This is a genomic window from Priestia sp. FSL R5-0597, assembly GCF_038006305.1.
Taxonomy (GTDB): domain Bacteria; phylum Bacillota; class Bacilli; order Bacillales; family Bacillaceae_H; genus Priestia; species Priestia zanthoxyli.
Genome location: NZ_JBBOUZ010000001.1, coordinates 112,738 through 136,080 on the forward strand (window position 1 = coordinate 112,738; position 23,343 = coordinate 136,080).

Annotated in this window: 29 protein-coding genes and 1 other annotated feature; all 29 genes read left to right on the plus strand. The window is 40.4% G+C overall.

Translation table 11 applies throughout. From position 1 onward, the window contains the following. The first annotated feature begins 108 nt into the window (after positions 1-108). The 29 genes from rplA (at position 109) to rplR (ending at position 23,337) form a co-directional block, all read left to right on the plus strand. Complete coding sequence (rplA, locus tag MKX72_RS00615; protein WP_013054915.1) at positions 109-804, plus strand: 50S ribosomal protein L1; 696 nt, start codon at positions 109-111, stop codon at positions 802-804. Between the two features lie 65 nt (positions 805-869). Beyond that, positions 870-1,013 (plus strand) — a sequence feature (ribosomal protein L10 leader region). 40 nt (positions 1,014-1,053) lie between these two features. Next, on the plus strand, positions 1,054-1,554 hold the full coding sequence (rplJ, locus tag MKX72_RS00620) for a 50S ribosomal protein L10 (protein ID WP_013054916.1): 501 nt from the start codon (positions 1,054-1,056) through the stop codon (positions 1,552-1,554). 44 nt (positions 1,555-1,598) lie between these two features. Next, positions 1,599-1,961, plus strand: a complete 363-nt coding sequence (gene rplL, locus MKX72_RS00625) for a 50S ribosomal protein L7/L12 (protein ID WP_013054917.1) — start codon at positions 1,599-1,601, stop codon at positions 1,959-1,961. Positions 1,962-2,073: 112 nt separating this feature from the next. Continuing rightward, entirely contained in the window at positions 2,074-2,676 is a 603-nt protein-coding gene (locus MKX72_RS00630) for a class I SAM-dependent methyltransferase (RefSeq protein ID WP_034263652.1), read from the plus strand. Positions 2,677-2,921: 245 nt separating this feature from the next. After that, positions 2,922-6,485 (plus strand): DNA-directed RNA polymerase subunit beta, encoded by a 3,564-nt coding sequence (rpoB, locus tag MKX72_RS00635; protein ID WP_028412662.1) that lies wholly within the window; start codon positions 2,922-2,924, stop codon positions 6,483-6,485. Positions 6,486-6,547: 62 nt separating this feature from the next. Then, positions 6,548-10,141: a DNA-directed RNA polymerase subunit beta' gene (gene rpoC, locus MKX72_RS00640; RefSeq protein ID WP_013081369.1), complete on the plus strand. Its 3,594-nt coding sequence runs from the start codon at positions 6,548-6,550 to the stop codon at positions 10,139-10,141. A 131-nt stretch (positions 10,142-10,272) separates the two neighbouring features. Then, entirely contained in the window at positions 10,273-10,521 is a 249-nt protein-coding gene (locus MKX72_RS00645; RefSeq protein WP_013054921.1) for a 50S ribosomal protein L7ae-like protein, read from the plus strand. 99 nt (positions 10,522-10,620) lie between these two features. Then, positions 10,621-11,043: a 30S ribosomal protein S12 gene (rpsL, locus tag MKX72_RS00650; RefSeq protein WP_013054922.1), complete on the plus strand. Its 423-nt coding sequence runs from the start codon at positions 10,621-10,623 to the stop codon at positions 11,041-11,043. 50 nt (positions 11,044-11,093) lie between these two features. Next, positions 11,094-11,564: a 30S ribosomal protein S7 gene (rpsG, locus tag MKX72_RS00655; protein WP_013054923.1), complete on the plus strand. Its 471-nt coding sequence runs from the start codon at positions 11,094-11,096 to the stop codon at positions 11,562-11,564. Positions 11,565-11,621: 57 nt separating this feature from the next. After that, positions 11,622-13,700 carry an elongation factor G gene (gene fusA, locus MKX72_RS00660; RefSeq protein ID WP_028412663.1) on the plus strand — a complete coding sequence of 693 codons (2,079 nt, stop codon included), beginning with the start codon at positions 11,622-11,624 and terminating at the stop codon, positions 13,698-13,700. Between the two features lie 116 nt (positions 13,701-13,816). After that, a complete protein-coding gene (gene tuf, locus MKX72_RS00665) occupies positions 13,817-15,007 on the plus strand; it encodes an elongation factor Tu (protein ID WP_013081371.1) in 1,191 nt (396 codons plus the stop codon). 315 nt (positions 15,008-15,322) lie between these two features. Next, a complete protein-coding gene (gene rpsJ, locus MKX72_RS00670) occupies positions 15,323-15,631 on the plus strand; it encodes a 30S ribosomal protein S10 (RefSeq protein WP_013054926.1) in 309 nt (102 codons plus the stop codon). A 41-nt stretch (positions 15,632-15,672) separates the two neighbouring features. Continuing rightward, on the plus strand, positions 15,673-16,302 hold the full coding sequence (gene rplC, locus MKX72_RS00675) for a 50S ribosomal protein L3 (protein WP_013054927.1): 630 nt from the start codon (positions 15,673-15,675) through the stop codon (positions 16,300-16,302). A gap of 28 nt (positions 16,303-16,330) precedes the next feature. Beyond that, a complete protein-coding gene (gene rplD, locus MKX72_RS00680) occupies positions 16,331-16,954 on the plus strand; it encodes a 50S ribosomal protein L4 (RefSeq protein ID WP_013081372.1) in 624 nt (207 codons plus the stop codon). Further along, entirely contained in the window at positions 16,954-17,241 is a 288-nt protein-coding gene (gene rplW, locus MKX72_RS00685) for a 50S ribosomal protein L23 (protein ID WP_028412664.1), read from the plus strand. The genes rplD and rplW overlap by 1 nt, the downstream gene beginning before the upstream one ends. 27 nt (positions 17,242-17,268) lie before the next feature. After that, the gene (rplB, locus tag MKX72_RS00690) at positions 17,269-18,099 is read left to right on the plus strand and encodes a 50S ribosomal protein L2 (protein ID WP_013081374.1); all 831 of its coding nucleotides are present in this window, start codon (positions 17,269-17,271) and stop codon (positions 18,097-18,099) included. Between the two features lie 57 nt (positions 18,100-18,156). After that, a complete protein-coding gene (gene rpsS / locus MKX72_RS00695; RefSeq protein ID WP_013054931.1) occupies positions 18,157-18,435 on the plus strand; it encodes a 30S ribosomal protein S19 in 279 nt (92 codons plus the stop codon). 19 nt (positions 18,436-18,454) lie between these two features. Then, positions 18,455-18,796 (plus strand): 50S ribosomal protein L22, encoded by a 342-nt coding sequence (rplV, locus tag MKX72_RS00700; RefSeq protein WP_013054932.1) that lies wholly within the window; start codon positions 18,455-18,457, stop codon positions 18,794-18,796. Between the two features lie 3 nt (positions 18,797-18,799). Continuing rightward, positions 18,800-19,456 carry a 30S ribosomal protein S3 gene (gene rpsC, locus MKX72_RS00705; protein ID WP_013054933.1) on the plus strand — a complete coding sequence of 219 codons (657 nt, stop codon included), beginning with the start codon at positions 18,800-18,802 and terminating at the stop codon, positions 19,454-19,456. 2 nt (positions 19,457-19,458) lie between these two features. After that, positions 19,459-19,893, plus strand: a complete 435-nt coding sequence (gene rplP, locus MKX72_RS00710; RefSeq protein ID WP_013054934.1) for a 50S ribosomal protein L16 — start codon at positions 19,459-19,461, stop codon at positions 19,891-19,893. Further along, entirely contained in the window at positions 19,883-20,083 is a 201-nt protein-coding gene (gene rpmC, locus MKX72_RS00715) for a 50S ribosomal protein L29 (protein ID WP_013054935.1), read from the plus strand. Before rplP ends, rpmC begins: the two co-directional genes overlap by 11 nt. 25 nt (positions 20,084-20,108) lie before the next feature. Then, positions 20,109-20,372, plus strand: a complete 264-nt coding sequence (gene rpsQ / locus MKX72_RS00720) for a 30S ribosomal protein S17 (RefSeq protein ID WP_013054936.1) — start codon at positions 20,109-20,111, stop codon at positions 20,370-20,372. A 51-nt stretch (positions 20,373-20,423) separates the two neighbouring features. Continuing rightward, positions 20,424-20,792 (plus strand): 50S ribosomal protein L14, encoded by a 369-nt coding sequence (rplN, locus tag MKX72_RS00725; protein WP_013054937.1) that lies wholly within the window; start codon positions 20,424-20,426, stop codon positions 20,790-20,792. Positions 20,793-20,841: 49 nt separating this feature from the next. After that, positions 20,842-21,153: a 50S ribosomal protein L24 gene (gene rplX / locus MKX72_RS00730; protein WP_013054938.1), complete on the plus strand. Its 312-nt coding sequence runs from the start codon at positions 20,842-20,844 to the stop codon at positions 21,151-21,153. A gap of 31 nt (positions 21,154-21,184) precedes the next feature. Further along, complete coding sequence (rplE, locus tag MKX72_RS00735; protein WP_013054939.1) at positions 21,185-21,724, plus strand: 50S ribosomal protein L5; 540 nt, start codon at positions 21,185-21,187, stop codon at positions 21,722-21,724. A 33-nt stretch (positions 21,725-21,757) separates the two neighbouring features. Then, on the plus strand, positions 21,758-21,943 hold the full coding sequence (locus MKX72_RS00740) for a type Z 30S ribosomal protein S14 (RefSeq protein WP_013054940.1): 186 nt from the start codon (positions 21,758-21,760) through the stop codon (positions 21,941-21,943). A gap of 30 nt (positions 21,944-21,973) precedes the next feature. After that, positions 21,974-22,372, plus strand: a complete 399-nt coding sequence (rpsH, locus tag MKX72_RS00745) for a 30S ribosomal protein S8 (protein ID WP_013054941.1) — start codon at positions 21,974-21,976, stop codon at positions 22,370-22,372. Positions 22,373-22,402: 30 nt separating this feature from the next. Beyond that, positions 22,403-22,942: a 50S ribosomal protein L6 gene (rplF, locus tag MKX72_RS00750; RefSeq protein WP_013054942.1), complete on the plus strand. Its 540-nt coding sequence runs from the start codon at positions 22,403-22,405 to the stop codon at positions 22,940-22,942. A 32-nt stretch (positions 22,943-22,974) separates the two neighbouring features. Beyond that, entirely contained in the window at positions 22,975-23,337 is a 363-nt protein-coding gene (gene rplR / locus MKX72_RS00755; protein ID WP_013054943.1) for a 50S ribosomal protein L18, read from the plus strand. Positions 23,338-23,343: the final 6 nt, after the last annotated feature.

Consider the following 23,343-nt stretch of genomic DNA (forward strand, 5'->3'; position numbering starts at 1 on the left):
CCATTTGATTGGGTGTTAGAAGGTTGCGAGAAATGGAAGTTTTCCTATGCTCGCAACCTTTATTAGTGGGAGGTTATTCCGTTAAAACCACATAAGGAGGAAACAAAAATGGCTAAAAAAGGTAAAAAGTACGTTGAAGCTGCTAAGCTTGTAGATCGTACACAAACTTATTCAGTACAAGAAGCGATTGAATTAGTAAAGAAAACAAACACAACTAAATTTGATGCAACTGTAGAAGTAGCATTCCGTTTAGGAGTTGACCCTAAGAAAGCTGACCAACAAATTCGTGGTGCAGTAGTACTACCAAACGGTACAGGTAAAACTCAACGTGTATTAGTATTCGCTAAAGGCGAAAAAGCTAAAGAAGCTGAAGCTGCAGGCGCTGACTACGTTGGCGATGCTGACTATATCAACAAAATCCAACAAGGTTGGTTCGAGTTCGATGTAATCGTAGCTACTCCAGACATGATGGGTGAAGTTGGTAAACTTGGTCGTGTATTAGGACCTAAAGGTTTAATGCCAAACCCTAAAACTGGTACAGTAACATTTGATGTTCAAAAAGCAGTTAACGAAATCAAAGCTGGTAAAGTAGAATACCGTGTTGATAAAGCTGGTAACATCCACGTACCAATCGGTAAAGTATCTTTCGAAGAGAGCAAGTTAGTTGAAAACTTCACTACAATCTTCGAAACTATGGTAAAAGCTAAGCCGGCAGCAGCAAAAGGCACATACATGAAGAACGTAGCTGTTACTTCAACAATGGGCCCTGGTATCAAAGTTGATACTGCTTCATTCTCTGCTTAATAAATTTGGAAATAAATCGGTGTTGACTTTTTGAAAGTCCCTGATTATAATAGATAATGTTGTTAAAAAGAATAACATTTGTACCGTAGACAGTAGGTGCTGCAAAGCTTAATTTCCTACCGAGGTGTGTGAGATAAATTAGTGAAACGTTATGGTTCGCTTACTACACCTCCATGTCTTTATTGTCATGGAGGTTTTTTATTGCACCTTGTCTGAGTGTACGGAAGGAAATCTACAGGAGGTGTAAAGATGAGCAACGTAATTGAACAAAAGAAACAAGTCGTAGACGAAATTGCTGAAAAACTTCAAGCGAGTAACTCAATAGTTGTCGTTGACTACCGTGGTTTGAATGTTGCTGAAGTTACTGAACTTCGTAAGCAATTACGTGAAGCAGGCATTGAGTTCAAAGTTTACAAAAACACTTTAACTCGCCGTGCTGTAGAAAAACTTGAACTAACAGATCTTAATGATGCGTTAGTAGGTCCAAATGCAATCGCATTTGGTGGAGAAGATGTTGTTGCTCCAGCTAAAATTTTAAACAACTTCGCTAAAGAACACGAAGCGTTAGAAATCAAAGCTGGTGTAATTGAAGGTAATGTTGCATCTGTTGAAGAAATTAAAGCACTTGCAGAACTACCATCTCGCGAAGGCTTACTTTCTATGTTGCTTAGCGTGCTTCAAGCTCCAATTCGCAACCTTGCTCTTGCTACAAAAGCTGTGGCAGATCAAAAAGAAGAACAAGGTGCATAATCTAGTCTGTTATATATAACACAATCACAAGGAGGAAATTAACAATGACTCAAGAACAAATCATTGAAGCAGTTAAAAATATGACTGTTTTAGAACTTAACGATTTAGTAAAAGCAATCGAAGAAGAATTTGGCGTAACTGCTGCTGCTCCTGTAGCTGTAGCTGGCGGTGCTGCTGGTGAAGCTGCTGCTGAGAAAACTGAATTTGACCTAGTACTTGAAAGTGCTGGCGGACAAAAAATCAAAGTTATCAAAGTAGTACGTGAAATCACTGGTCTTGGCTTAAAAGAAGCTAAAGAAATCGTTGATAACGCTCCAAAAGCTCTTAAAGAAGGTATTTCTAAAGAAGAAGCTGAAGAAGCAAAAGCTAAACTTGAAGAAGTTGGCGCTTCTGTAGAAGTTAAGTAATTATTGCTTAACAACTGATATAAAAAAGCTCGCTTGTACAAGCGAGCTTTTTTGCTTCTGTCATCCTTTTCATTTATAGTAAAGAAGAACATATTGATTAGGAGGTTCTATTTTGACAGAACATTATTTTTCTAATACACCATCGTCTGCAAGTAATGAAGAGCGCTTTTCATTTGAATTGAGAGGAACCTCTTTTTCATTTACGAGTGACAGCGGTGTTTTTTCAAAAAAAGAGATCGATTTTGGATCGCGCCTGTTAATTGAAACGTTTCAAATGCCTGAGAGTCCCGGCCCGCTTCTGGATGTTGGGTGCGGATATGGCCCGATTGGGTTGGCTCTTGCAAAAGAGGATAGCCAAAGAAACGTTCATATGGTCGATGTTAATGAACGTGCATTAGCACTAGCTCAAAAAAATGCTGAAGTTAATTCAGTATCAAATGTTTCAATCTATCAAAGCTCTTGCTATGAAAATGTGAAGGAAACGAATTTTGCAGCTATTCTTAGTAATCCGCCGATCCGTGCGGGTAAAAAAGTTGTTCATGAAATTCTAGAAAAGTCATTAGATCACCTTGCTGACCAAGGAGAACTTTGGATTGTGATTCAGAAAAAGCAAGGAGCGCCATCTGCTCTTGCGAAATTAGAATCTCTATTTAATGAAGTAGAAGTAGTAGAAAAGAAAAAAGGGTATTATATCATATGTGCTAAAAAATGTTGACTAATATTTTTTAGTATGTTAGCATTATAAAATGCCAATATATAAATATTCCATATAAGCTCGGGTTATACATAAAATAAAAGGTATAATTTTGAATTATATGGGAAAAACTAATAAAATCAATAGTACGTTTTTATGAAATTGTGGTTTTCTATTTAAAGAGACCATTTTTCTTTTGTTCAATAATAAACATATGGTTTATTATATATTTTGAATAATAACGCTTGATTTGAGGGGTGAATCAGTTGACAGGTCAACTAGTTCAGTATGGACGCCACCGCCAACGCAGAAGTTATGCTCGTATTAGTGAAGTTTTAGAGTTACCGAACTTAATCGAGATTCAAACGGCTTCATACCAATGGTTTTTAGATGAAGGTTTACGAGAAATGTTCCAAGATATTTCTCCAATTGATGATTTTACAGGTAACTTATCACTAGAATTTATTGATTACAGCTTAGGTGAGCCAAAGTATTCAGTAGGAGAGTCTAAAGAACGTGATGTAACTTATGCAGCACCTCTTCGTGTTAAGGTGCGGTTAATTAATAAAGAAACAGGTGAAGTAAAAGACCAAGATGTGTTCATGGGAGATTTCCCATTGATGACCGAAACAGGTACCTTTGTAATTAATGGTGCTGAGCGTGTTATCGTATCACAGTTGGTTCGTTCACCAAGTGTTTACTATAGTGGAAAGCTTGATAAAAACGGTAAAAAAGGATATACAGCAACTGTTATCCCTAACCGTGGTGCATGGCTAGAATATGAAACTGATGCAAAAGATGTAGTATACGTGCGTATTGATCGTACTCGTAAACTGCCAGTAACAGTGCTGTTACGCGCGCTAGGTTTCGGTTCTGACCAAGAGATTATCGATTTAATCGGTGATAATGAATACATCCGTAATACGCTTGAAAAAGATAATACGGAAACAACGGAAAAAGCGCTATTAGAAATCTATGAGCGTTTACGTCCGGGTGAACCACCGACAGTTGAGAATGCGAAGTCTCTATTAGTATCTCGCTTCTTTGATCCAAAACGATATGACTTAGCGAACGTAGGTCGCTATAAAATTAATAAAAAGCTTCATATCAAACATCGCTTATTTAATCAAAAGCTAGCTGAAACATTAGTTGATCCTGAAACAGGTGAAATTATTGCAGAAAAAGGCGCAATGATTGATCGCCGTCTGCTAGATCGCTTGATTCCGATGCTTGAAGGTGGAGTAAACTTCAAAACTTATAGTCCGGTTGGTGGAGTAGTAGAAGACGATGTTACATTACAATCTATTAAGATTTATGCGCCAAATGATCCAGAAGGTGAAAAAGTCATCACTGTATCAGGCAACGCTTATGTAACAGAAGAAGTTAAAAATATCACACCTGCTGATATTTTAGCATCAATCAGTTACTTCTTTAACTTGCTTCATCAAGTAGGAGACACAGATGACATCGACCACTTAGGTAACCGTCGTCTGCGTTCTGTAGGTGAATTGTTACAAAACCAATTCCGTATCGGTTTATCTCGTATGGAACGTGTTGTTCGTGAAAGAATGTCAATTCAAGACACGAATACAATCACACCTCAACAATTAATTAATATTCGTCCAGTTATTGCGGCGATTAAAGAGTTCTTTGGAAGTTCTCAATTATCACAGTTCATGGATCAAACGAATCCATTAGGCGAATTGACGCACAAACGTCGTCTTTCAGCTCTAGGACCTGGTGGTTTAACGCGTGAACGCGCTGGTTTCGAAGTGCGTGACGTTCACTACTCCCACTATGGCCGTATGTGTCCGATTGAAACGCCAGAGGGTCCGAATATCGGGTTAATCAACTCACTTTCTTCTTATGCAAAAGTAAACAAATTCGGTTTCATCGAAACACCTTACCGTCGTATCGATCCTGAAACAGGTAAAGTGACAGAGCGAATTGACTACTTAACAGCTGATGAAGAAGATAACTATGTTGTAGCCCAAGCGAACGCTCGTCTAGGTGATGATGGTTCATTCTTAGATGAAAATGTCGTTGCACGTTTCCGTGGAGAAAACACGGTTATCCGTCGCGATCGTTTAGACTATATGGATGTATCACCAAAACAAGTTGTATCTGCCGCTACAGCATGTATCCCATTCTTAGAGAACGATGACTCTAACCGTGCATTAATGGGTGCGAACATGCAACGTCAAGCAGTACCTTTATTAAATCCTGAAGCACCAATCGTAGGTACAGGTATGGAATATGTATCTGGTAAAGACTCTGGTGCAGCCGTGATTTGTAAATACCCTGGCGTTGTAGAGCGCGTAGAAGCAAAACAAATTTTTGTTCGCCGCTATGAAGAAGTAGACGGACAAAAAGTTAAAGGTAACTTAGATCAATACAAATTATTAAAATTCGTTCGTTCTAACCAAGGTACTTGTTACAACCAGCGTCCAATTGTTTCAGTTGGCGACGAAGTAGTAAAAGGTGAGATCTTAGCCGACGGTCCTTCAATGGAAAAAGGTGAGCTTGCTTTAGGACGAAACGTAATGGTTGGTTTCATGACATGGGATGGTTACAACTATGAGGATGCCATCATCATGAGTGAACGCCTTGTGAAAGACGATGTATATACGTCTGTTCATATTGAAGAATATGAATCTGAGTCTCGTGATACGAAACTTGGACCTGAAGAAATTACGCGTGACATTCCAAACGTAGGTGAAGATGCGCTTCGCAACTTAGATGAGCGTGGAATCATCCGCATTGGTGCAGAAGTAAAAGATGGAGATCTTTTAGTTGGTAAAGTAACGCCAAAAGGTGTAACAGAACTAACAGCTGAAGAACGTCTTCTACACGCTATTTTCGGTGAAAAAGCGCGTGAAGTTCGTGATACTTCTCTTCGTGTACCGCACGGCGGCGGTGGAATTATCCTTGATGTTAAAGTCTTCAACCGTGAAGATGGCGACGAATTACCACCAGGTGTAAACCAATTAGTCCGTGTATACATTGTTCAGAAGCGTAAAATCTCTGAAGGTGACAAAATGGCCGGTCGTCACGGTAACAAAGGTGTAATTTCACGTATTTTACCGGAAGAAGATATGCCTTACCTACCAGACGGTACGCCAATTGACATCATGTTAAACCCATTAGGGGTACCATCTCGTATGAACATCGGTCAGGTGCTAGAGCTTCATTTAGGTATGGCTGCTCGTAAGCTTGGCATTCACGTTGCGTCTCCAGTATTTGATGGTGCGCGTGAGGAAGATGTTTGGGCAACAATCGAAGAAGCTGGCATGTCTCGTGATGCTAAAACAGTTCTATATGATGGTCGAACAGGTGAACCATTCGATAACCGTGTATCAGTAGGAATCATGTACATGATCAAACTTGCTCACATGGTAGACGATAAACTTCACGCTCGTTCTACTGGACCATACTCACTTGTTACACAACAACCACTTGGTGGTAAAGCGCAGTTCGGTGGACAGCGTTTTGGTGAGATGGAAGTATGGGCACTTGAAGCATACGGTGCTGCTTATACATTACAAGAGATCTTAACAGTGAAATCAGACGACGTAGTAGGTCGTGTGAAAACATACGAAGCAATTGTTAAAGGTGAAAACATTCCAGAACCTGGCATACCTGAATCGTTCAAAGTATTAATCAAAGAACTACAAAGTTTAGGTATGGATGTGAAGATGCTTTCTGCTGACGAGCAAGAAATTGATATCATGGACTCAGAAGAGGACCATGAGCAACCAACAGAATCAATTATTGCAGATAACGAAGAAAGCCTTTCTGAAGGACAAAAAGATCCTGTCACAAAAGAGTAAGGAATTACTTTCATATAAACGTTAAGGGAAAAAACCTGTAGATTAAAAGGGAGGTAGGCTCCTTGCTAGATGTAAATAACTTTGAGTATATGAAAATCGGTCTAGCTTCGCCAGATAAAATTCGTTCTTGGTCGTACGGTGAGGTAAAAAAACCTGAAACGATCAACTATCGTACGTTAAAACCTGAAAAAGACGGCTTATTCTGTGAGCGTATTTTTGGTCCACAAAAGGACTGGGAATGTCACTGCGGAAAATATAAGCGCGTTCGTTATAAAGGTGTTGTATGTGATCGTTGTGGCGTAGAAGTTACGCGCGCAAAAGTTCGTCGTGAACGCATGGGTCACATCGAACTAGCTGCACCTGTTTCACATATTTGGTACTTCAAAGGTATTCCTAGCCGCATGGGACTTGTCTTAGACATGTCCCCTCGTGCGCTAGAGGAAATCATTTATTTTGCTTCTTATGTAGTAACAGATGCTGGTGATACACCACTTGAAAAGAAACAGCTTTTATCAGAGAAAGAATACCGTGCGTATCGTGAGAAGTACGGACAAACTTTCCATGCAGCAATGGGTGCTGAAGCTGTTAAAAAATTATTGCATGACATCGATCTTGATAAAGAAGTAGATGCTTTGAAAGAAGAATTGAAAACTGCTCAAGGTCAACGTCGTACACGTGCTATTAAACGTTTAGAGGTACTAGAGGCTTTCCGTCATTCTGGTAACGAACCTTCTTGGATGATTTTAGACGTTCTACCGGTTATTCCGCCAGAACTTCGTCCAATGGTTCAATTAGATGGTGGACGCTTTGCTACGTCTGATCTAAATGATTTATATCGCCGTGTAATTAACCGTAACAACCGCTTAAAGCGTTTATTAGACCTTGGAGCTCCTAGCATTATCGTTCAAAACGAAAAGCGTATGCTTCAAGAAGCTGTAGATGCATTAATCGATAATGGTCGTCGTGGCCGTCCGGTAACAGGACCAGGTAACCGTCCATTAAAATCTCTTTCTCACATGTTAAAAGGTAAGCAAGGTCGCTTCCGTCAAAACTTATTAGGTAAACGTGTTGACTACTCTGGCCGTTCGGTAATCGTTGTAGGTCCGAACTTAAAGATGTATCAATGTGGTCTTCCAAAAGAAATGGCGTTAGAGCTTTTCAAACCTTTCGTAATGAAAGAGCTTGTTGAACGCGGTTTAGCTCATAACATCAAGAGTGCAAAACGTAAAATTGAACGTGTGCAACCTGAAGTATGGGACGTATTAGAATCGGTTATTAAAGAGCATCCAGTTCTTTTAAACCGTGCACCAACGCTACACAGACTAGGTATTCAAGCATTTGAACCTACGCTTGTAGAAGGTCGCGCTATTCGTCTTCATCCGCTTGTATGTACAGCATATAACGCTGACTTTGACGGTGACCAAATGGCGGTTCACGTGCCATTATCTGCGGAAGCACAAGCAGAAGCACGTATCTTAATGCTTGCTGCTCAAAATATCTTGAACCCTAAAGATGGTAAACCAGTTGTTACACCTTCACAGGATATGGTATTAGGTAACTACTACTTAACGCTTGAGCGTGAAGAGGCAGTTGGAGAAGGCATGGTGTTCAAGGATACAAATGAAGCACTATTAGCGTACCAAAACGGTTATGTGCATCTGCATACACGTGTAGGTGTGTATGCAGGTTCTTTAAACAACGAAACGTTTACAGAAGCACAAAATCAACAGTTGCTTGTTACAACGGTTGGTAAATTAGTTTTCAACGAAATTTTACCAAAATCGTTCCCATACATTAACGAACCAACAAGAGAAAACTTAGAAGTGAAAACTCCTGAGAAGTACTTTGTTGAAAAAGGTGCAGATGTGAAGGAATTCATCAAGAATCAACCGGCTATCGCACCGTTTAAGAAAAAAATCTTAGGTAATATTATCGCTGAAGTATTTAAACGTTTCAAAATTACTGAGACTTCTAAAATGCTTGACCGTATGAAAGACCTAGGTTTCAAATATTCTACTAAAGCTGGTATTACAGTTGGTGTAGCTGATATCGTGGTTTTAGGAGAAAAAGAAGTTATCTTAACAGAAGCGCAAGCTAAAGTAGATAACGTACTAAAACAATTCCGTCGCGGTTTAATTACTGAAGATGAGCGTTATGAGCGTGTTATCTCTGTATGGAGTAGCGCGAAAGACGTTATCCAAGGTAAATTAATGGCGTCATTAGACAAACGCAACCCAATCTTCATGATGAGTGACTCTGGTGCCCGTGGTAACGCATCTAACTTCACTCAGCTTGCAGGTATGCGTGGACTAATGGCCAACCCGTCTGGTCGTATCATTGAGTTACCAATCAAATCTAGTTTCCGTGAAGGTTTAACAGTATTAGAGTACTTTATCTCTACCCATGGTGCACGTAAAGGTCTTGCCGATACGGCTCTTAAAACAGCTGACTCAGGTTACCTTACTCGTCGTCTGGTTGACGTGGCACAAGACGTTATCGTACGTGATGACGACTGTGGTACAGACCGCGGTATTCTGGCTGTTGCAATCAAAGAAGGAACAGAAGAAATTGAGAAACTTGATGAGCGTCTAATTGGACGTTATGCAAGAAAAACACTACTTCACCCAGGAACAAACGAAGTGTTAGTGAAAGAAAACGAACTAATTACAGAAGACCTAGCTGAAACAATTGTGGATGCTGGTGTTGAAGAAGTATGGATTCGTTCTGCATTCACATGTAACACTCGCCACGGTGTATGTAAAAAATGTTACGGTCGTAACCTTGCAACTGGTTCAGAAGTTGAAGTGGGTGAGGCAGTTGGTATCATCGCTGCTCAATCTATCGGTGAGCCAGGTACACAGTTAACGATGCGTACATTCCATACAGGTGGGGTTGCTGGAGACGATATCACTCAAGGTTTACCGCGTATCCAAGAGATCTTCGAAGCGCGTAACCCTAAAGGTCAAGCCGTTATTTCTGAAATTGAAGGTACAATTGCCGGCATTTCTGAAGGACGCGATCGTCAGCACGAAATTACTGTTCAAGGAGAGATTGAAACTCGTTCTTACACAGCTCCGTACAGTGCACGCCTGAAAGTTATTGAAGGACAGCGCATTGCACGTGGTCAAGAATTAACGGAAGGTTCAATTGATCCTAAAGAATTACTAAAAGTAAAAGACATCACGGCTGTACAAGAGTACTTGCTTCGTGAGGTGCAAAAAGTATACCGTATGCAAGGGGTAGAAATTGGAGATAAACACGTAGAGGTAATGGTTCGCCAAATGCTTCGTAAAGTGCGCGTAATGGATTCAGGAGATACAGATGTATTACCAGGTTCATTACTTGATATTCACCAATTCACTGATGCTAATGAAAAAGTATTACTTGAAGGCAATCGTCCAGCGACAGGCCGTCCTGTATTACTTGGTATTACAAAAGCATCTCTTGAAACTGATTCCTTCTTATCTGCTGCGTCATTCCAAGAAACAACTCGTGTTCTTACAGATGCTGCAATCAAAGGAAAACGTGATGAGTTGCTTGGACTTAAAGAGAATGTTATCATTGGTAAGCTAGTTCCGGCTGGTACAGGTATGACGAGATATCGTAATGCTGAACCAATCAAAAACCAAGCTGAAGAAACGGTAACAATCGACTAATTATAAAATCATTACTCTAGAATGGATGTTTTTTAAAAAAACTACGAAACGTTAGTTGACATCCATTCTAGGGAATGATACTATATCAAAGGTGCTCCTATAAACTACCTGTTACTTTGGAGGATATGATAATGTCTTATGAAAAAGTATTACAGGCTGATCATATTATTGTAGGAACAAAGCAGACGGTGAAAGCATTAAAAAAAGGTACAGTAAAGGAAGTCATCATTGCTGAAGACGCTGATTTTTATGTCACATCCATTGTGGCAAAAACGGCACAGCAAGAAAACGTTCCGTATACGTATGTCCCTTCTATGCGAAAGCTTGGTCAAGCTTGTAGGATAGAAGTTAACGCTGCAACTGTTGCAATTATTAGTTAACACGTTTTTGAACTTTTAGTTTCAAAGACTTTGTTTTTTGCTAAAAAATGAACCACCTGGATGTGTGGTCTTACAAAAGGCGAAAGGAGGAAAAATTAAATGCCTACTATTAACCAATTAATCCGTAATGGTCGTGTGAGTAAAGGTAAAAAATCTGACTCACCTGCTTTAAACAGAGGTTACAACAGCTTCAAGAAAGCTCAAACTAACCAATCTTCTCCACAAAAACGTGGTGTATGTACACGTGTGGGTACTATGACACCGAAGAAACCGAACTCGGCTCTTCGTAAATATGCTCGTGTACGTTTAACAAACGGTATCGAGGTAACAGCTTATATCCCAGGTATTGGTCACAACTTACAAGAACACAGCGTGGTACTTATCCGCGGTGGACGTGTAAAAGATTTACCAGGGGTACGTTACCATATCGTACGTGGTGCACTTGATACTGCTGGTGTGGATGGCCGTATGCAAGGTCGTTCTAAATATGGTACTAAGCGACCAAAAGCAGCTAAAAAATAATAGCTTAACAATTAATAGATAAACTTTTAAAAGTGAAAGGAGGAAGTAGAATGCCACGTAAGGGACCTGTTGCAAAAAGAGACGTATTACCAGATCCAATTTACAATTCTAAGCTTGTATCTCGCTTAATCAACAAAATGATGCTTGATGGAAAGCGCGGTAAGTCACAAGCTATTCTTTATAGAGCATTCGATTTAGTACAAGAGCGCAGTGGTAAAGAAGCTATGGAAGTATTCGACCAAGCTCTTAAAAACATCATGCCTGTACTAGAAGTTAGAGCACGCCGTGTAGGGGGTTCTAACTACCAAGTTCCTGTAGAAGTACGCCCAGAGCGTCGTACTACTTTAGGTCTTCGTTGGTTAGTAAACTATGCTCGTCTTCGTGGAGAAAAAACGATGGAAGAGCGTTTAGCTAACGAAATCCTTGACGCAGCTAACAACACTGGTGCTGCAGTTAAGAAACGTGAAGATACTCACAAAATGGCAGAAGCTAATAAAGCATTTGCTCATTACCGTTGGTAATCTTTTAACGAAACTTTTTAAAAAACAAATTATAATATGGAAGGAGAAATACCTAAGATGGCAAGAGAGTTCTCCTTAGAAAACACTCGTAATATTGGGATCATGGCTCACATTGATGCTGGTAAAACAACAACAACTGAGCGTGTTCTTTATTATACTGGCCGTATCCATAAAATTGGTGAAACTCATGAAGGAGCTTCACAAATGGACTGGATGGAGCAAGAGCAAGAACGTGGTATCACTATCACGTCTGCTGCGACAACTGCTTCTTGGAAAGGTCACCGCGTTAACATCATCGATACTCCTGGACACGTAGACTTCACTGTTGAAGTTGAGCGTTCATTACGTGTACTTGATGGCGCTGTGGCAGTTCTTGATGCTCAATCTGGTGTTGAGCCTCAAACAGAAACAGTATGGCGTCAAGCGACTACGTACGGTGTTCCCCGTGTCGTATTCGTTAACAAAATGGACAAAATTGGTGCTGACTTCTTGTACTCTGTAAAAACGATCCACGATCGTTTAGGTGCAAATGCTCACCCAATTCAGTTGCCAATCGGTGCTGAAGATGACTTCGAAGCAATCATTGACCTTGTGGAAATGAAAGCATACTTCTACGAAGATGACTTAGGTACTCGTTCAGAATCTCGTGAAATTCCTGAGGAATACAAAGAGCAAGCTGAAGAATACCGTGCAAGCCTAGTAGAAGCTGTTGCAGAACTTGACGAAGAGTTAATGATGAAGTACTTAGACGAAGGCGAGCTTACAGTTGAAGAACTAAAAGCTGGTATCCGTAAAGGTACTTGTGACGTTGAATTCTACCCAGTTATCTGTGGTTCAGCATTCAAAAACAAAGGTGTACAATTAATGCTAGATGCGGTAATTGATTACCTACCATCTCCAGTTGATGTACCAGCAATCCAAGGTATCGTACCTGACACAGAAGAAGAAGTTACGCGTGAGTCTAGCGACAACGCTCCTTTCTCAGCATTAGCGTTCAAAGTTATGACGGACCCTTATGTTGGTAAATTAACGTTCTTCCGTGTGTACTCTGGTGTACTAAGCTCTGGTTCATACATCAAAAACTCTACAAAAGGTAAGCGTGAGCGTGTAGGTCGTATCCTACAAATGCATGCTAACTCTCGTGAAGAGATTTCTGAAGTATACGCTGGAGATATCGCGGCAGCTGTAGGATTAAAAGATACTTCTACTGGTGATACTCTATGTGACGAAAAGAGTCTTGTAATTCTTGAGTCTATGGAATTCCCAGAGCCAGTTATCTCTTTATCTGTTGAGCCAAAATCAAAAGCTGACCAAGATAAAATGACGACAGCTCTTCAAAAGTTACAAGAAGAAGATCCAACTTTCCGTGCGGAAACTAATACAGAGACTGGTCAAATCATCATCTCTGGTATGGGTGAGCTTCACCTTGATATCATCGTTGACCGTATGCGTCGCGAATTCAAAGTAGAAGCAAACGTTGGTGCTCCTCAAGTAGCTTACCGTGAAACTTTCCGCGCTGGTGCGAAAGTTGAAGGTAAATTCGCTCGTCAATCTGGTGGTCGTGGACAATTCGGTCACGTTTGGATTGAGTTCGAACCTAACGAAGAAGGAAAAGGCTTTGAATTTGAGAACAAAATCGTTGGTGGTGTAGTTCCACGTGAATACATCCCTGCAGTTCAAGCTGGTCTTGAAGATGCATTACAAAACGGTGTTCTTGCTGGTTATCCATTAATCGATATCAAAGCTGCTTTAGTTGATGGATCTTACCATGACGTTGACTCAAGTGAGATGGCGTTTAAAATTGCCGCTTCTATGGCTCTTAAAAACGCAGTATCAAAATGTAACCCAGCTATCCTTGAACCAATGATGAAGGTTGAAGTTGTTATCCCTGACGAATACTTAGGAGATATCATGGGTGACGTTACGTCTCGTCGTGGACGTGTAGAAGGTATGGAAGCACGCGGTAACGCTCAAGTTGTACGTGCATTCGTTCCACTTTCTGAAATGTTTGGTTATGCAACTGCATTACGTTCAAACACTCAAGGTCGCGGAACATATTCTATGCACTTCGATCACTACGAAGAAGTTCCTAAATCAATTTCAGAAGAAATTATTAAAAAAAATAAAGGTGAATAATTGATTTTCACTCTTTATTGAAGTATAACTACTTATGTACGCTGTGAAAGTGGAGCTCATTCCCTTTCACGGCCTCATAAACCATAAACTACATGAATTTTAAGGAGGATTTTCGAATGGCTAAGGAAAAATTCGACCGTTCAAAAACACATGCCAATATCGGTACAATTGGTCACGTTGACCATGGTAAAACAACTTTAACAGCTGCTATCACTACTGTTCTTGCTAAGAAAAGTGGTAAAGGTGCAGCAATGGCTTACGACATGATCGACGCTGCTCCAGAAGAGCGCGAGCGTGGAATCACAATCTCAACTGCACACGTTGAGTATGAAACTGACACTCGTCACTATGCACACGTTGACTGCCCAGGACATGCTGACTATGTTAAAAACATGATCACTGGTGCTGCTCAAATGGATGGCGGTATCTTAGTAGTATCTGCTGCTGATGGTCCAATGCCACAAACTCGTGAGCACATCCTTCTTTCTCGTCAAGTAGGTGTACCTTACCTAGTTGTATTCTTAAACAAATGTGACATGGTAGACGACGAAGAGCTACTTGAATTAGTAGAAATGGAAGTACGTGACCTTCTTTCTGAATACGACTTCCCTGGTGACGATGTACCAGTAATCAAAGGTTCTGCTCTTAAAGCTCTTGAAGGCGAAGCTGATTGGGAAGCTAAAATCATCGAGCTTATGGACGCTGTTGATGAGTACATCCCAACTCCAGAACGTGACACTGAAAAACCATTCATGATGCCAGTTGAGGACGTATTCTCAATCACTGGTCGTGGTACAGTTGCTACAGGTCGTGTAGAGCGTGGACAAGTTAAAGTTGGTGACGTTATCGACATCATCGGTTTAACTGAAGAGCCAAAATCTACTACTGTAACAGGTGTAGAAATGTTCCGTAAGCTTCTTGACTATGCTGAAGCTGGCGACAACATCGGTGCTTTACTTCGTGGTGTAGCACGTGAAGAAATCCAACGTGGACAAGTATTAGCTAAACCAGGCTCAATCACTCCACACACTAAATTTACTGCTGAAGTATACGTTCTTTCTAAAGACGAAGGTGGACGTCACACTCCATTCTTCACAAACTACCGTCCACAGTTCTACTTCCGTACAACTGATGTAACTGGTATTTGTAACTTACCTGAAGGCGTAGAAATGGTAATGCCTGGCGACAACATCGAAATGACTGTTGAACTTATCGCTCCAATCGCGATTGAAGAAGGTACTAAATTCTCAATCCGTGAAGGTGGACGTACAGTAGGCGCTGGCGTTGTAGCTAAAATCAGCGAGTAATTTCTCGTTTCAGTAAAGGGAGTAGGGTAACCTACTCCTTTTTTATTTGGTGATAAAAGGTAAAGATAGTTTTTACTATTACACTTGCAAAATGATCTCCTTTTATATATAATGAAAAAAGTGTGCGACACATAAAAAAGTTTTTTAACTTTATTGTTGCAATATGAACCCATTTTTAGTATAATAAAAATGTTGGTCTTTGACTGCGATGATGCGGAAGGTTGCCGACACACCCGGCCGCTTTGCCATGGCGAGTGTGGGGAAATTTCCGCGGAGAATGTCTATTGTAAAATAGGCGAAAAAGGAGGGAAAATAATGGCAAAAGAAAAAATTCGCATTCGTTTAAAAGCATATGATCACAGAATTCTTGATCAATCTGCTGAGAAAATCGTAGAAACTGCAAAACGTTCTGGTGCGGCTGTATCTGGTCCGATTCCATTACCGACTGAAAAATCAATTTATACAATTCTACGTGCAGTACACAAATATAAAGATTCTCGTGAGCAGTTCGAAATGCGCACGCATAAACGCTTAATTGATATCGTGAATCCAACACCACAAACTGTTGATTCATTAATGCGTTTAGACTTACCATCTGGTGTAGATATCGAAATTAAACTTTAATTTAAAATAAAGAATGAAAAGATACTTAGGAGGTGTGACTAATGGCCAAAGGAATCTTAGGAAGAAAGATCGGTATGACTCAAGTATTTGCTGAAAATGGTGACTTGATCCCAGTAACAGTAATTGAAGCTTCTGCTAACGTAGTTCTTCAAGTTAAAAACGCTGAGACAGACGGTTACGAAGCAATCCAATTAGGTTTCGAAGATATCCGTGAAAAACTATCTAACAAACCTGCAAAAGGACATGCTACTAAAGCTAATACTGCTCCTAAGCGCTTCATCCGTGAGTTACGCGGTGTGGACGCTTCAGCATATGAAGTTGGTCAAGAAGTCAAGGTTGATATTTTCGCAGAAGGCGATGTAATTGATGTAACAGGAATCTCAAAAGGTAAAGGTTTCCAAGGTGCTATTAAACGCCACGGACAATCTCGCGGACCTATGTCTCATGGTTCTCGCTACCACCGTCGCCCAGGTTCAATGGGTCCTGTAGCTCCAAACCGCGTATTTAAAGGTAAATTATTACCAGGACGCATGGGTGGAGAGCGCATCACTGTGCAAAACTTATCAATCGTTAAAGTTGACGCAGAACGCAATCTTTTATTAGTAAAAGGTAACGTGCCAGGAGCTAGAAAATCTCTAGTTACTGTTAAATCTGCAGTTAAATCTAAATAATAATTCTTCGAGAAAGGAGGAATAACCAATGCCAAAAGTAGCATTGTTTAACCAAAACGGTGAAAACGTTGGAGAGATCGAACTTCAAGATGCCGTTTTCGGTATCGAACCAAACAACAAAGTACTTTTCGACGCGATCGTAATGCAACGCGCATCTCAACGTCAAGGTACTTCTAAAGTTAAAAATCGTTCTGAAGTAAGAGGCGGTGGCCGTAAGCCATGGCGTCAAAAAGGTACTGGTCGTGCTCGTCAAGGATCTATCCGTTCTCCACAATGGCGTGGTGGTGGCGTAGTATTTGGTCCAGTTCCAAGAAGCTATAGCTACAAATTACCTAAAAAAGTTCGTCGTTTAGCAATTAAGTCTGCATTATCAACTAAAGCTCAAGATAACAGCATCGTTGTTCTTGAAGCTCTTTCTTTTGACGCTCCAAAAACAAAAGAAATGGTAGCAGTTCTTAAAAACCTAACAGTAGAACGCAAAGCATTAGTAGTAACTGCTGATCTTAACGAAAATGTTGCACTTTCAGCACGTAATATTCCTGGTGTAACAGTTGTTGCAGCTAATGGTTTAAGCGTATTAGACGTTATGAACCATGATAAGCTTGTAATCACTAAAGACGCAGTTGAAAAAGTAGAGGAGGTGCTTGCATAATGAAAGATCCTCGTGATATTATTAAGCGCCCCGTAATTACAGAACGTTCAACAGACTTAATGGCTGAGAAAAAATATACGTTTGATGTTGATGTAAAAGCTAATAAAACTGAGGTTAAAGATGCTATCGAAAAAATCTTTGACGTAAAAGTTGAAAAAGTAAACATCATGAACTACAAAGGTAAATTCAAGCGTGTAGGTCGCTACAGTGGTCTTACTAACCGTCGTCGTAAAGCGGTAGTAACACTAACTCAAGAGAGCAACGAAATCGAATTCTTCGAAGCTTAAGATTACTAGAGAAGGAGGGAAATTGAGATGGCGATTAAAAAGTATAAACCAACCTCAAATGGTCGTCGTGGTATGTCAGTTTCTGATTTCGCTGAAATTACTACTGACAAACCAGAAAAATCGTTACTTGCACCTGTCAAGAGAAAAGGTGGTCGTAACAACCAAGGTAAATTGACTGTTCGTCACCAAGGTGGTGGGCACAAGCGTCAATACCGTATCATCGATTTTAAACGCGATAAAGATGGAATACCTGGACGCGTTGCTACAATCGAATATGATCCAAACCGTTCAGCTAACATCGCATTAATTCATTATGCTGATGGTGAAAAACGTTACATCCTTGCTCCTAAAAACCTAAAAGTAGGTTTAGAAGTTATGTCAGGTCCTGAAGCTGACATTAAAGTAGGTAACGCGCTTCCTTTAGCTAACATCCCTGTTGGTACAGTAGTACACAACATCGAATTGAAACCTGGTAAAGGTGGACAATTAGTTCGTTCTGCAGGTACATCTGCTCAAGTACTTGGTAAAGAAGGTAAATACGTATTAGTACGTTTAACTTCTGGTGAAGTACGCATGATCCTTGCAACTTGTCGTGCAACTGTAGGTCAAGTTGGTAACGAACAACACGAGTTAATCAACATCGGTAAAGCCGGTCGTTCTCGTTGGTTAGGTATTCGTCCAACTGTACGTGGTTCTGTAATGAACCCTAACGATCACCCACACGGTGGTGGTGAAGGACGTTCTCCAATCGGACGTAAGTCTCCAATGAGTCCATGGGGTAAACCAACACTTGGTTACAAAACTCGTAAGAAGAAAAACAAATCCGATAAATTTATCGTTCGTCGTCGTAAAAAATAACGGGATTGAGCTACGGTTCAAACGAACCGTAGGACAATCACGAAGGGAGGTTCATTTATGGGTCGCAGCTTAAAGAAAGGACCTTTTGTAGATGACCATTTAATCAACAAAATTGAGAAGTTAAACGAAACTGACAGCAAGCAAGTAGTAAAAACTTGGTCTCGTCGTTCAACTATCTTCCCTCAGTTCATTGGTCATACAATTGCTGTATATGACGGTCGTAAACATGTACCAGTTTATGTTACTGAAGACATGGTAGGTCACAAACTTGGTGAATTCGCACCATCTCGTACTTACAAAGGTCACGCAAGTGATGATAAGAAAACAAGACGCTAATATGAGAGGAGGCTTTTAAATGCAAGCTAAAGCTGTCGCGAGAACAGTACGTATTGCTCCTCGTAAAGTTCGTTTAGTTGTAGATTTAATTCGAGGTAAGCAAGTGGGTGAAGCGCTAGCAGTGCTACTTCACACGCCAAAGGCTGCTTCTCCAGTCGTTGAGAAAGTATTAAAATCTGCTATTGCCAATGCAGAACACAATTATGAAATGGACGCTAACAATTTAGTTATTACTGACGCTTTTGTTAACGAAGGTCCAACTTTAAAACGTTTCCGTCCACGCGCTATGGGACGTGCAAGCCAAATTAACAAGCGCACAAGCCACATCACAATCGTGGTATCAGAAAAGAAGGAGGGATAATTCATGGGTCAAAAGGTAAATCCGGTCGGTCTTCGCGTCGGTGTCATCCGTGATTGGGAATCAAGATGGTTCGCTGGCAAAGACTACGCTGACTTATTACATGAAGACTTAAAAGTACGTGAATATATCGCTAAACGTTTAAACGATGCAGCTGTTTCTAAAGTTGAAATCGAACGCGCTGCTAACCGCTTAAACGTAACGATCCACACTGCAAAACCTGGTATGGTAATTGGTAAAGGTGGTACTGAAGTAGAATCACTTCGTAAAGCTCTTAACCAATTAACAGGCAAGCGTGTACACATTAACATCCTTGAAATTAAACGAGCAGATTTAGATGCTAAACTAGTAGCTGAAAACATCGCTCGCCAACTTGAGAACCGTGTATCATTCCGTCGTGCTCAAAAGCAAGCTATCCAACGTAGTATGCGTGCTGGCGCACAAGGTATCAAAACAATGGTATCTGGTCGTTTAGGCGGAGCTGATATTGCTCGTTCTGAATATTACAGTGAAGGTACAGTTCCACTTCATACACTTCGCGCTGATATTGACTATGCTCACGCTGAAGCAGATACTACTTATGGTAAACTTGGTGTGAAAGTATGGATCTATCGTGGAGAGGTTCTTCCTACTAAAAAGAAAACTGAGGAAGGAGGAAAATAATTATGTTATTACCAAAACGCGTTAAATATCGTCGCGAACATCGCGGAAAAATGCGTGGACGCGCTAAAGGTGGTACGGAAGTACATTTCGGTGAATTCGGTTTACAAGCTACTGAAGCTTCTTGGATTACAAACCGTCAAATCGAAGCTGCTCGTATCGCAATGACTCGTTACATGAAACGTGGCGGTAAAGTATGGATTAAAATTTTCCCTTCTAAACCTTATACTGCTAAGCCTCTAGAAGTCCGAATGGGTTCTGGTAAAGGTGCTCCTGAAGGTTGGGTAGCAGTTGTTAAACCTGGAAAAGTAATGTTTGAAATTTCAGGTGTATCTGAAGAGGTTGCACGTGAAGCTTTACGTTTAGCTGCACACAAGCTACCTGTAAAATGTAAGTTTGTAAAACGTGAAGAAATTGGTGGTGATTCTAATGAAAGCTAATGAAATTCGTGACCTTACCACTGCTGAAATTGAACAAAAAGTTAAGGCTTTAAAAGAAGAGTTGTTTAACCTTCGTTTCCAATTAGCGACTGGACAATTAGAGAATACTACTCGTATTCGCGAAGTGCGCAAATCGATCGCTCGTATGAAAACTGTAGTTCGTGAAAGAGAGATTGCTGCTAATAAATAATTAAGTCTGAGAGGAGGCTTTCAGAATGAGTGAACGCAACCAACGTAAAGTTTACACTGGCCGCGTAGTTTCTGACAAAATGGATAAGACTGTTACTGTTCTTGTTGAAACTTACAAAAAGCATTCGCTTTATGGCAAGCGTGTAAAATACTCAAAGAAATTCAAAGCTCACGATGAAAACAATACAGCTCAACTAGGCGATATCGTGAAGATCATGGAAACTCGTCCGTTATCAGCTACTAAACGTTTCCGTCTAGTAGAAGTTGTAGAAAAAGCTGTTATCATCTAATAGTTAAGATAGATCGGATAAGAATGATTCATCCGAAGGGAGGTTTCGTACATGATTCAACAAGAATCTCGTTTAAAAGTTGCAGACAACTCTGGTGCACGTGAGGTACTTACTATTAAAGTACTTGGTGGTTCAGGTCGTAAGACAGCAAACATTGGTGATGTTATCGTTTGTACGGTGAAACAAGCAACACCAGGAGGCGTTGTTAAAAAAGGTGACGTTGTTAAAGCTGTTGTTGTACGTACAAAAAGTGGTGTTCGCCGTACTGACGGTTCTTACATCCGTTTCGACGAAAATGCTTGCGTAATCATCCGTGACGACAAAGGACCACGTGGTACTCGTATCTTCGGACCAGTTGCTCGTGAATTACGTGATAACAACTTCATGAAGATCGTATCATTGGCTCCAGAAGTTATCTAATTGATATATAGAACAAATACAAAATGCCTTTTAAGGAGGTGCGAATAGGATGCATGTTAAAAAGGGCGACAAAGTAGTGGTTATCTCTGGTAAAGACAAAGGTAAGCAAGGTGAAGTACTTGCAGCTTTCCCAAAGAAAGACCGTGTACTTGTTGAAGGCGTGAACGTTGTGAAAAAACACTCTAAACCTTCTCAAGTAAATCCACAAGGTGGAATCGTTAGCCAAGAGGCACCTATCCACGTATCAAACGTAATGCCGTTGGATCCTAAATCTGGTGAGCCAACTCGTGTTGGGTACCAAGTTATCGATGGCAAAAAGGTACGTGTAGCAAAAAAATCTGGTGAAACTTTAGATAAATAATTAATGAAATGTGAAGGGAGGTTTAGTTCACATGAACCGTCTTAAAGAGAAATTTACAAAAGAGATTACTCCTGCTCTAGTTAGCAAGTTTAATTATGAATCTGTAATGCAAGTGCCAAAAATCGACAAGATCGTAATCAACATGGGTATCGGTGATGCTGTTTCTAACTCAAAAGCTTTAGATAACGCTGTTGAAGAACTAGCTGAAATCACTGGTCAAAAACCTGTTGTAACTCGTGCGAAAAAATCTATCGCTGGTTTCCGTCTTCGTGAAGGTATGCCAATCGGTGCGAAAGTTACTTTACGCGGCGAGCGTATGTACGAATTCTTCGATAAATTAGTATCAGTATCACTTCCACGTGTGCGCGATTTCCGTGGTGTATCTAAAAAAGCATTTGATGGTCGTGGAAACTACACGTTAGGTGTTAAAGAACAATTGATCTTCCCAGAGATCGATTATGATAAAGTAACTAAAGTTCGTGGTATGGATATCGTTATTGTTACAACAGCAAACACTGATGAAGAAGCTCGTGAGCTTTTAACTCAGTTCGGTATGCCATTCCAGAAGTAATAACTGCCAACGTTAAGCAGAGGAGGCGAAAATGTGGCTAAAAAATCAATGATTGCGAAGCAAAAACGCCAGCAAAAATTCCAAGTACAAGAGTATACACGTTGCGAACGTTGTGGACGTCCACACTCAGTACTACGTAAATTCAAGCTTTGCCGTATTTGTTTCCGTGAGCTTGCTTATAAAGGTCAAATTCCTGGTGTTAAAAAAGCTAGTTGGTAAAACCCAAGTTTGGGAAGGAGGTAAATTAATATGGTAATGACTGATCCTATTGCAGATTTACTAACTCGTATCCGCAATGCGAACATGGTTCGTCATGAGAAAATTGAAGTTCCTGCTTCTAACATTAAGAAGCAAATTGCAGAAATCCTTAAGCGTGAGGGTTTCGTACGTGATGTAGAATACATCGAAGACAACAAACAAGGTATTATCCGTATCTTCTTAAAATACGGTTCAAATAACGAACGTGTAATTACAGGCTTAAAACGTATCAGTAAACCTGGTCTACGTGTTTATGCAAAAACTAACGAAGTACCACGTGTACTTAACGGTTTAGGTATCGCAATCGTTTCTACTTCTCAAGGTGTTTTAACTGACAAAGAAGCTCGTCAAAAGCAAACTGGTGGAGAAGTATTAGCGTACGTTTGGTAATAAGTTTTAAATGTGAATGGAGGTGTAACTATGTCACGTGTTGGTAAAAAGCCTTTAGAACTTCCAGCAGGTGTTACAGTTACGAACGAGAGCAACACTGTAACTGTAAAAGGACCAAAGGGTGAATTAACTCGTACATTCCACCCTGAAATCGAAATTAAAGTTGAAGACAACGTATTAGTTGTTAATCGTCCTAGTGACAATAAAGAGCACCGCGCTCTTCATGGAACTACTCGTAGCCTTTTAGGTAACATGGTTGAAGGTGTTACTAAAGGATTCGAACGTGGTTTAGAATTAGTCGGTGTAGGTTACCGTGCACAAAAATCTGGTAGCAAATTAGTATTGAGCGTTGGATACTCTCACCCAGTTGAGATTACTCCTGAAACAGGAATCGAAATCGAAGTTCCTTCTCAAACTAAGATCGTTATTAAAGGTATTGATAAAGAACGCGTAGGTGCATTAGCTGCAAATATTCGTGACGTTCGTCCACCAGAGCCTTACAAAGGTAAAGGTATTCGTTACGAAGGCGAATATGTACGTCGTAAAGAAGGTAAAACTGCTAAGAAGTAATGCCGGTTAGGTAAAAGAAAGGAGTGCCCGAAATGATCACGAAGCTTGATAAAAACAAAGTTCGTAAAAAAAGACATGCTCGTGTTCGTGCGAAGTTATCTGGAACTGCAACTCGTCCGCGTTTAAACGTGTTCCGTTCTAATCAACATATTTACGCACAAGTTATCGACGATTTAAATTCAGTAACAATCGCAAGTGCTTCAACGTTAGATAAAGACCTGACTTTAGAAAGCACTGGTAACACTGAAGCTGCTATCAAAGTTGGCGAATTAGTCGCTAAACGCGCAGTAGAAAAAGGTGTAAACGAAGTAGTATTCGACCGTGGCGGTTATTTATATCATGGCCGTGTTAAAGCATTAGCTGACGCTGCTCGTGAAGCTGGATTACAATTCTAATTGTAA